The 9,291-nt window shown below is 63.5% G+C and carries 9 protein-coding genes; 4 read left to right on the top strand and 5 right to left on the bottom strand.

What is annotated here, in order from left to right:
* The first annotated feature begins 10 nt into the window (after positions 1 to 10).
* The 3 genes from EFD56_RS30330 to EFD56_RS33340 are packed head-to-tail and all read left to right on the top strand — an operon-like array spanning position 11 to position 2,431.
* On the top strand, positions 11 to 772 hold the full coding sequence (locus tag EFD56_RS30330; RefSeq protein WP_245440653.1) for a hypothetical protein: 762 nt from the start codon (positions 11 to 13) through the stop codon (positions 770 to 772).
* A complete protein-coding gene (locus tag EFD56_RS30335) occupies positions 769 to 1,848 on the top strand; it encodes a toxic anion resistance protein (RefSeq protein WP_126907036.1) in 1,080 nt (359 codons plus the stop codon). The genes EFD56_RS30330 and EFD56_RS30335 overlap by 4 nt, the downstream gene beginning before the upstream one ends.
* A complete protein-coding gene (locus EFD56_RS33340; RefSeq protein WP_225882771.1) occupies positions 1,841 to 2,431 on the top strand; it encodes a hypothetical protein in 591 nt (196 codons plus the stop codon). The genes EFD56_RS30335 and EFD56_RS33340 overlap by 8 nt, the downstream gene beginning before the upstream one ends.
* A 71-nt stretch (positions 2,432 to 2,502) precedes the next feature.
* Here EFD56_RS33340 and EFD56_RS33345 read toward each other — a convergent pair whose 3' ends face one another.
* On the bottom strand, positions 2,503 to 2,784 hold the full coding sequence (locus EFD56_RS33345; RefSeq protein WP_245440654.1) for a hypothetical protein: 282 nt from the start codon (positions 2,782 to 2,784) through the stop codon (positions 2,503 to 2,505).
* 33 nt (positions 2,785 to 2,817) lie between these two features.
* Between EFD56_RS33345 and EFD56_RS33350 the strand changes: the two genes are divergently transcribed.
* Positions 2,818 to 3,945, top strand: coding sequence for a hypothetical protein (locus EFD56_RS33350; protein WP_245440655.1), 1,128 nt, complete (start codon positions 2,818 to 2,820; stop codon positions 3,943 to 3,945).
* 45 nt (positions 3,946 to 3,990) lie between these two features.
* On the opposite strand, the gene EFD56_RS30345 is transcribed toward EFD56_RS33350, so the two are convergent.
* The 4 genes from EFD56_RS30345 to relB all read right to left on the bottom strand — a co-directional run bounded on the left by EFD56_RS30345 (position 3,991) and on the right by relB (position 8,960).
* Entirely contained in the window at positions 3,991 to 7,452 is a 3,462-nt protein-coding gene (locus EFD56_RS30345) for a chromosome segregation SMC family protein (RefSeq protein ID WP_126907037.1), read from the bottom strand.
* A 105-nt stretch (positions 7,453 to 7,557) separates the two neighbouring features.
* Positions 7,558 to 8,328: a DsbA family protein gene (locus EFD56_RS30350; protein ID WP_004673982.1), complete on the bottom strand. Its 771-nt coding sequence runs from the start codon at positions 8,326 to 8,328 to the stop codon at positions 7,558 to 7,560.
* 154 nt (positions 8,329 to 8,482) lie between these two features.
* The gene (locus EFD56_RS30355; RefSeq protein WP_037115339.1) at positions 8,483 to 8,752 is read right to left on the bottom strand and encodes a type II toxin-antitoxin system RelE family toxin; all 270 of its coding nucleotides are present in this window, start codon (positions 8,750 to 8,752) and stop codon (positions 8,483 to 8,485) included.
* Positions 8,736 to 8,960 carry a type II toxin-antitoxin system RelB family antitoxin gene (gene relB / locus EFD56_RS30360; protein WP_126907038.1) on the bottom strand — a complete coding sequence of 75 codons (225 nt, stop codon included), beginning with the start codon at positions 8,958 to 8,960 and terminating at the stop codon, positions 8,736 to 8,738. The genes EFD56_RS30355 and relB overlap by 17 nt, the downstream gene beginning before the upstream one ends.
* Positions 8,961 to 9,291 lie beyond the last annotated feature (331 nt).

Here is a 9,291-nt window from a genome sequence, read left to right on the forward strand (position 1 = left end):
GAGCCCGATCGTGATTGCCCCTGGCGCGAAGCATTTCCATCCCATTGCGGACAATCTGCCGGCCGCGGACAATGAGCAGCCCGCTCTGACGCAGGCGATCGACGACAAGGCGATTGCAGCCCTTGATATGGCGGCCCGCTCGCCGAAGATGAACAATGATATCCTGAGTTCGGCCCCGGCCCGCGACATCCGCAGTTTTGCCAATGAGCTGGTCGTGATGCTTGAGGAGATCGACCTCCAGAAGATGCTGCGCAAGCAGGGACCGATCGGCCGGTTCACCGGCGCAGCCGTCGAAGCCCGTCTGAAGTTCGAGCTTGCCAGCCACAGGGTCGCCGACCTCTTCCGGCAGCTGAGCCGGGCGGCTCAGGTCGGCAAACGCATCCGGGAAATTCTTGACGAAATGCGATTGCAGCTCATCGACGAGCAGGAGCGTCTTGCCGGCGTGATATCGGATGGCAAACGGCTGCTTTCGCAGTCGAGCGGCTCGGACCTTTCTCTCGTCGCCAGGTACGAACGACGGCTTTCCAACATCATGGCGATGGAGGCAGCCAACGCGCTGACGATCCAGCAGATCGAGCTCTCGGCCAGTGTGCTTGCTTCGTTGCTCGACAGGTTCACCGACATCGAAACGCTGTTGTTGCCTCTTTGGCAGCGGAACGCGCTGGCGATCATTCACGGCGAGGCCGTAAGACCGCGCAGTTCGGCCGCAACTGCGTTTCTCGATACCCACAGCAATCTCATAGGCTTCCTGAAGAGGGTTGGACAAGAATGATCAAGGCTGCTTTGCCATCGCACGACATCCAGAGTGCAGCCGTCAGCGACCATCAGATCGATCCGGAAGTTGCGCGTCTGGCGGCCACGATCGACCTGCAGTCGGCGCTCTCGATCCAGCAGTTCGGCCGGGAAGTCGCCGAACGATCGTCCCAATATGCCGATGAGATCCTGCAAACGGCGCGGGCGACCGATCTCGACGGCACCGGCGCGCAACTGAACGAGATCGTTCTCGCGGCGCAGCAGTTCAACCTGTCGTCACTCGACAGTTCGGTCGGACGAATTCCCGTCATCGGCGGCATCCTGAAACGGATCGCGCGCACGAAGGAACGCGCCGTCGCCCGGTTCGATACCGTCAAAGGCCAGGTCGACAAGCTCGTGGCGCAAATCGAGACGACAGCCCAGACGCTGTCGCGGCGAAATCATGACTACCAGCTGATGTATGAGGGTGTGCGCGCCGAATATGCCGCGCTTGGCCAGCACGTCCAGGCAGTCGAACTGCGGCTTCGCGACATGGAGGCGGAAATCGACCGCCGGAACGGCGCCGTCGGCGACCTGGCCTCGAGCGAATATCTGGCCGTGCTCGAAGCAAACCGTCAGCAGCTTTCGAAGCGGGCGGACGATATGCGCGTGCTTCAGCACGCGGCCATGCAGACTTTGCCGATGGTTCGCATCATCCAGGCAAACAATCTCGCACTCGTCGACAAGTTCCAGACAATCCGCCAGCTGACCTTGCCGGCATGGAAACGCGCCTTCATGCTGGCCCTGACCCTCGACGAGCAGAAAAGCGCCGTCGCATTGGCCGACAGCATAGATAGCGCCACCAACGACATCATGCGCAGGAATGCGGAGCTCCTGCACCAGAACTCCGTGGCGACGGCGAAATCCAACCAGCGCCTGGTCGTCGACGTAGAAACGCTGCAGCATGTTCACGACAAGATCCTGCTGACGCTGACCGACGTTCGCGATGCCCATGAGAAGGGAGCGACGGACCGCCGTCAGGCGATCGGCGAGCTCGAACGACTTCGCGGCGAGATGCTGTCCGGCGTGACGGCCGCCGGAGCTGACGGTGGCTGACGCCTCGGCTTTCGGCAGGCGCATGGCCGGCCCGGCCTCGGCTGCGGCGACTCCCATACCGGAAAAGATCGATCAGACCGGTGAAGAAGAGCATGCCGGACTGGGCCGCCGGTCCAATCTGCTATCGCTGCTGTCACAGGGATCGGCTTTCGCCGGCTTCATGCTGCTCTTCGCAGCCGCCTATACCTGGCCATCCGATCCGACCGATCTCAGGATGTTGGGCGGCTCGATCTATGTGCTCGACGGCTTCACCAATGCCCTTGGCCTGTCGGGCGTCAAACCCACGGTCTCTCCAGTTGAGACCGGGCTCGCGAACCTGCCCTATTATGCGCACTATGTCTCCTTCATCATCGCCCTTGCGACCGCTGGAATGATCATCCGGGGGCGTTGGTTTTTCACGGGCCTGGCAGTCGCATTCTTTCTGATATGCTGGGCATTGTTCGGACGGGCAGAAGTGCTCGCCCCCTTCGCATTCGCCTTTTTCGCCTTCATTGGCCTGGCATTTCATGCTCCGCTTTCCCGCCGCGCGATCATTGCCATTGTTGTCCTCGGCATCCCGGGCACCCTATTGTCGGCGGAGTGATGTACGACTTTTCGCGGGATTTCAGCGCTCGGCCGACCTATGAGAAATACAGGGTGATCCGCCCCTCGGATTTACCGGAAAGCATCTACCAGGCTGCCGCTGATGCGAACGGAGATCACCGGACGCAACCGGATGGAAACGCGAAGATCATGCCGTATTTCCTGGCGCAGGCCGAGGCTTTTCGCGGCAATGTGGCTGCTGCCGCGGCCGCACTCGACAAGCTGGAAACAAGCGGCTTCCTTCTGAATAATTTCGATCAAAGCCGTTTTCAGGCGATCCGGAACTTCGCGCTGGCCTCCGGCGGTTTTGGCCCGCAGGCGCGCGAAAAATTCCTGGTCGGCAATGCCGCTCAATCGCAAAAGGCCTATCTGCTGTTATCGGCCGCATTGATCTTTGCAATCGCCGCGCCGCTGACAAATGGGCTCGGCTGGTGGGTCGCGCGCCGAAGCCGAAGGGTTTTGTCGATCGAGCGCGAGCTGCAAGAGCGCCGCGCCAACCTGCCGGACGCCGTCAAACGCGCGGCAGGCGTGTTCGGCAGCCGCATCGCAAATAAACTGCGCCAACCATCTTCGATTGCCAATGGCGAGCGCGCGGTCGACGCAATCGCCTCCCGCGCACGCGGCTACCTTCTGTTTGTCCTTGGTCTTCTGGCCTTTGCGGCGCTGTCAGCATTCGCGGCCTATTGGATCTGGCTGCCTGAGGCAGCTGATAACACAGCCTTCCATTTCGTGGCGCTTGCCGGAAGTGCGGCCGATTATGCGCAGCAGAACGGTGTTGCCGTTATCGCCGGCGCTGACGAATGGACGGTCGGGCCCTTCTTGCTGAACTGGCTCAAATATCCGATTTGCCTTGCCGCGATCGTTCTTGCCACGCGCCGATCGCGATATCTCGGCGCGGTGGCCGCGATGGTTTTTGTCGCGTTCTTCGCACTCGATGATTATCGATTTTCCCAGCACTCGCGTCGTGAAGCCCTGCCCCAGCAATTCTCGCAGCGCCTGCGTTCGGAGCTGGATCTCGCCGCCGGGGCGACATACCCCAGCCCCATAACTCTGCCACAGCCCAGCACCGACGTATCCGGAGGCCTGGACGTCAATCTTCGTGGTTCGATCGCGGTGGGCAAGACGTCCGCTTCCGCCGCTCCGCCCATGGAGATCGACCCTTCCCTCGCGGCCTATACGCTTGCACAGATCGCCTATCTCGAGGGGAATGTCGTCGATGCATCGACCTTCCTCAACCAGATCAGGGAAGTGAAGGTTTTGTACGCCGATGTTCATTGCGAGCGTTTGGCGCTGATGCGGGATTGGGTCTCGGCCAATGGCTACACCGTGGATGCGATGGATTGGCTCAATGTCGATTTTCCATCGCTGGTACGGCGATTGGGAAGGTGGCTGCTGACGCTTTCGATCGGAAGCTTGGGGCTCGCGGCTCTTGTCACACCCCTGGTCGCAATCGCCGTTGCCCGGCGCCGCCGGATCGAAGCCCTTCTGGAAGAGCGCGGTCGATATCAGCTTTAGAGCCAAGCTCGGCTTCGATCATCAACCGTCGGCAACCAGAGAAATTCAGGCAATCTCGCGCAGGCGTTCGGCCGTCTGGAGGTCGACGGAGACCAGGGTGGAGACGCCCTGTTCGGCCATGGTGACGCCGAAGAGGCGGTTCATGCGGGCCATGGTGATCGGGTTGTGGGTGATGATGACGAAGCGAGTTTCGGTGGAGGCCGCCATTTCGTCCATCAGGTTGCAGTAGCGTTCGACATTGTGGTCGTCGAGCGGCGCGTCGACCTCGTCGAGCACGCAGATCGGCGCCGGATTGGTGAGGAAGACGGCAAAGATCAGCGCCATCGCCGTCAGCGCCTGTTCGCCGCCGGAGAGCAGCGTCATCGTCTGCGGCTTCTTGCCGGGCGGCCGCGCCAGGATTTCGAGGCCGGCTTCCAGCGGATCATCGGATTCGATCAGCTGCAGCTCGGCGGTGCCGCCGCCGAAAAGATGGGTGAACAGCCGCTGGAACTGGGCATTGACGACGTCGAAGGCGGCGATCAGCCGTTCGCGGCCTTCGCGGTTCAGGCTCTGGATCGCGCCGCGCAGCTTGCGGATCGCGTCGATGACGTCGTCGCGCTCCTTGATCAGCGCTTCGAGCTTTTCGCTCAGCTCCTTCTGTTCCTCGTCGGCGCGCAGGTTGACGGCGCCGAGCCGCTCGCGCTCCATTTTCAGCCGCTCCAGCTCGCGCTCGACCTCGCGCGGATCGGGCAGCGCCTGCATCGGCTGCAGGCCTGTGAGCCGCAGCGCCTCGTGCGGCGGCACGTTCAAGACCTCGCGGATGCGGCTTTCGCTTTCCTGCCGTTTCTCGCGGGCCGAGACCAGGCGCTCCTCGGCGCGGCCGCGGCGTTCACGGCATTCGGCAAGCTCGGAAAGCGCCGTTGCCGCCTTATGGTCGGCCTCGCGCTGGATGCGTTCGGCCTCGGCCAGCAGATCGCCGGCATTGCGGCGCGCCTCCTCGGCCTTCTGCAATTCGCTGAGCAAGGCGCGGCGCTTGTCGTCGAATTCATCCGGCGCCATTTCGAGATCGGCCGCCTCTTCGCGTGCCTCTTCCTCACGCTCGCGCAGCGTGGCGACATGATCCTCGCCGCTTGCCGCCCGCTGGCGCCAGGTCTCGCGCTCCTGGCCGATCGCCATGATGCGGCGCTGGCGACCCTCGTTTTCCCTCGCCAGGCTTTCATGGCGGGCGCGGGCCTCGGCGAGCGCGACGCGATCGGTCGCCACCTCCGCCTGCTGGAAGCGCAGCCGCTCGTCGATCTCGGTCAGATCGGGCGCATCCTCCAGCTCGATGCGGGCATTTTCCTCCTGGATGCCGATCTCCTCCAGCTGCGCGCCGAGCTGGCTGGCCGCCTCGCTGACGACATCGCGGCGGCGGATCAGATCGCCGGAGGCCCGCTCGGCCGCGGCCAGCGCATCGCGGGCTTCGGCGAGATGACGCGCCGACAGCCTGCTCATGTCGCGGGCCTCGGCAAGCTTTCGCTCCTCGATGCGGATCGCCTCGGCGGCCGCAGCCTGCCGCTCTTCGGCCTCGGCAAGCACGTCGCGGGCGATGTCCGCCTCGCCTTCGAGTTCGGCCAGCCGGTTTTTCTGGGCAAGGCGCAGCGCCGCGGCACTCGGGGCGTCGGCGCCGGTGACATGGCCGTCCCAGCGATAGACGGCGCCGTCCTTGGTCACCAGCCGCTGACCGGGTTTCAGCGCCGCCATCAGCGGCTTGGCATCGGCTTCCGCGACCAGGCCGATCTGGCGCAAACGGCGGGTCAGCGCCGGCGGCGCGCTGATATGGGCAAGCAGCGGCGTGGCGCCTGCGGGAAGCGCGGGATCGGCGGCGCCATCGCCATTCTCCGACCAATGGGCCGGCGCTTCGGCATCGAGCGGCGATTCCAGATCGTCGCCAAGGGCTGCCCCCAGTGCCGTTTCGAAGCCGCGATCGACCTTCAGTTCTTCGGCAACCGGCGCAAACTTCCCGGACGCCGCGCCGGCGGCGAGCATGCGGGAAATGGTGCGGGCCTCGGTTTCGACAGCATTCAGCCCGGCGCGGGCCTGATCGACCGGGGCGCGCGCCAGCGCCTCGGTCTGGCGGGCTGATGCCAGCGCCTGTTCGACCGCCTGCACGGCGGCGTCGGCATCGGCGAGCGCGATCTCGCCGGCCTCGACGATGGCGCGCTTCTCCTCGGGATCGGGCAGGCCTGATATCTTCTCGCCGATGGCGGAGAGTTCGTGATTGGCCTCGTCCATCTGCCGTTCGAGGCGCATGCGCCGGTCGGCGAGATCGCGGATGGCGCGCTCCAGCTGGTTGCGGCCGGCAGCGGCCTCGGCGCGCTCGGCGGTCAGCTGGGTGAAGACGCGCTCGCTGTCGGCAAGCTTGGCCGCAGCACCCTCGAAGGCTTCGCGGGTTTCCTCGGCATACCGGCCGGAATCGGCGAGGATTTCCGCTATCTCGGCCTCTTCGGCGTCGAGTCTGGCGAGGATCACCGCATTGTCGGCGACCAGCCGCTCCTCGCGGCGGATGTCTTCCGCCAGCTGGGCAAGGCGGCGGGTCAGCTCGTCGCGGCGACGCAGGATGCGGCCGGCGTCCTCCTCCAGCTGGCTGCGGGCGATCTGCAGGCGCTGCAGCGCGGCGGCGGCGCGGGCCTCGCCCTCGCGCAGCTCCGGCAGCTTCAGGCTGGCGATGCCCTGATGCTTGGCCGCCTCCATCTGGATCTGCGCCTTTTCGGCGACGATGACGGTTGCCTGGTTGAGTGCGCTGTCGGCCTCGGCCTCGGCCTCCTTGGCCTGCACCCAGCGGATATGCAAGAGCATCGCCTCGCGGCCGCGGATATCGGCCGACAGCGTCTTGAAGCGGTTGGCCTGACGCGCCTGGCGCTTCAGGCTCTCGATCTGGCTTTCGAGCTGCGAGGTGACGTCGTCGAGGCGTTCGAGATTGGTTTCGGCGGCGCGCAGGCGTAGCTCGGCCTCATGGCGGCGCGAATGCAGGCCGGAAATGCCGGCCGCCTCTTCGAGCAGCTGGCGGCGGGCCTGCGGCTTTGCCTGGATCAGCTCGCCGATGCGGCCCTGCCCGACCATCGAGGGCGAACGGGCGCCGGTGGAGGCGTCGGCAAACAGCAGCTGCACGTCCTTGGCGCGGCTTTCCTTGCCGTTGATGCGGTAGAGCGAGCCCTGTTCGCGCTCGATGCGGCGGGTGACCTGGATCTCGTCGGCATCGTTGAAGGCAGCGGGCGCGGTGCGCTCGCCATTGTCGAGATAGAGCGCCACTTCAGCGGTGTTGCGGGCCGGACGGTTGCCGGAACCGGAGAAGATCACGTCGTCCATGCCGGAGGCGCGCATGTTCTTGTAGGAATTCTCGCCCATCACCCAGCGCAGCGCCTCGACGAGATTCGACTTGCCGCAGCCGTTCGGGCCGACGACGCCGGTCAGCCCCCGCTCGATGATGAATTCCGTCGGCTCGACGAAGGATTTGAAGCCGACCAGGCGCAGCTTGTTGAACTTCATGCGGAAAGATCCACGGCAGGAAGCCCCCTCATCCGCAAACTGCGCTGAAAACGAAAAAAGGGCGCACGGCTTTCGCCGTCGCCCGTCTTCGTCAAACGGTCCGGTTCAGATGAGGCTGTCGATGAGCTTCGACATGGTGTCAACCGGCATGTCTCCAGAATAGCGCTTGCCATTGATGAGGAACGTTGGCGTGGCATTGACGCCGAAATCCTTGGATCCCCTTTCCCGCGTGGCGTTCACTTCATCCAGAAGCTTCTGGTTCGTCAAGCATTTCGTGAAGCTATCCTCAGTAAATCCGGCGAGCTTCGACATCTGCAGCAGTGCGGCGCGGCCGTCATCGGCGGCGGCCCAGACCTGCTGCTGCTTGAACAGCATGGAAACCATCGGGAAATACTGTTCCGGCGTGCTCAGCTGCTCCGGATTGGACGCGCTGCAGCGGGCGAGCATAAAGGCGGCGGCAGCACGCGGATCGAAGGGGAATTCGCGGATGATGAACTGCACCTTGCCGCTGTCGACATATTTCTGCTTGATGGCGTCGAAGGTGGTGTTGTGGAAATGGGCGCAGTGCGGGCAGGTCATCGACATATATTCGACGATCTTGACCGGGGCGTCGGCCTTGCCGAGCGCCATCTCCGGCAGCGCGCCGGGCTTCAGCACTTCGGCCATGTCGACATCGCCATCGGACTGCGGCATGTCGGTGGAGGATGTGGCGGCCGTCTGCATGGTGTCGACATTGGTGCCGTCGGCCATGGTCTTGCCGGAGGACGACGCATCGGCCGCGTCCTTGCTGTCGTTGCAGGCGGCAAGCGCTGCGGCAGCTGCGGCGATGGCGATGCCACCCAGAAGGCGGCGTTTCGTCAGTTGCATTTCGGACATCTGCATGGGTTCCCCATAGGTATGAGAGTGACGGCGTGATTGTGCGATATAACGGCTGACGGCCGCTCACAAGCCACGGTTCACCAACTTCCTTCAAAGAATTGTGACCGTGATGGGACCGCCGGACAAAATTGCGAGCTGTCGGCTCGCGGATTCATCGGTAGACGTCACGGCGGTTGCCGATACGCACAACGAGGATACGAACGGCCCCGTCGTCGATGCTTGCGATCACTCGATAGTCGCCAACGCGATATTTCCAGAAATCCCCGAGTTCAGACCCTTTAAGCGCCTCTCCAATGGATCGTGGATCGTCCAGCCTCGCCACGCGGTCATTGAGAAACCGCAGTATTCGGCGCGCCGCCTCATGTCCAAGCTTCTCAAGCTCGCGCTCGGCTGCCCGGTGAAACTCAATGCTCCACGCCATAACGCGTCATCAGCTCGGCCAGCGACACGGTATCACTCTCACCTCGCCGAAGTTCTTCAAGACGCTTTTCGGCGAGATAGACATCCTCAAGATCATCGAGATGTTCGAGAATGGCCTGACGGGCATAGAAGCTCTTGCTGCGGCCCGTGCGCCTAGCAAGCTCATCGAGCCGTGCTTCGATTTCAGGCGGCAACCGCAAGGCCAACATGTTCTCTCTCCTGTCTGCTATACAAATATAGCATCCGGAGCGTTCGGTTACCAGCAGTCGCTCGGGAGTGATTGTGCATGGATGCTCGGGTCAAGCCCGAGCACGACGGAGGACTGGGTGGGCTTCTGCAAATACAGGGACGGGCGAAAGGATCGGCGGGATTGGCGCTTCTTGCCGGCTGCCCGCCTCAATCTCCGTCATCCTAGGCCTTGATGTAAAGCCCGGATACATACCTGACAGATGTTCGGAGACATGCCTGACACTCAGTCCGGGCTTTTGAGATCGATTTTTGCGACCTGAGTTGCGCCGAAGAATACGCCGTAGAGACCGT

Source organism: Rhizobium phaseoli (assembly GCF_003985125.1).
Taxonomy (GTDB): Bacteria; Pseudomonadota; Alphaproteobacteria; order Rhizobiales; family Rhizobiaceae; genus Rhizobium; species Rhizobium phaseoli.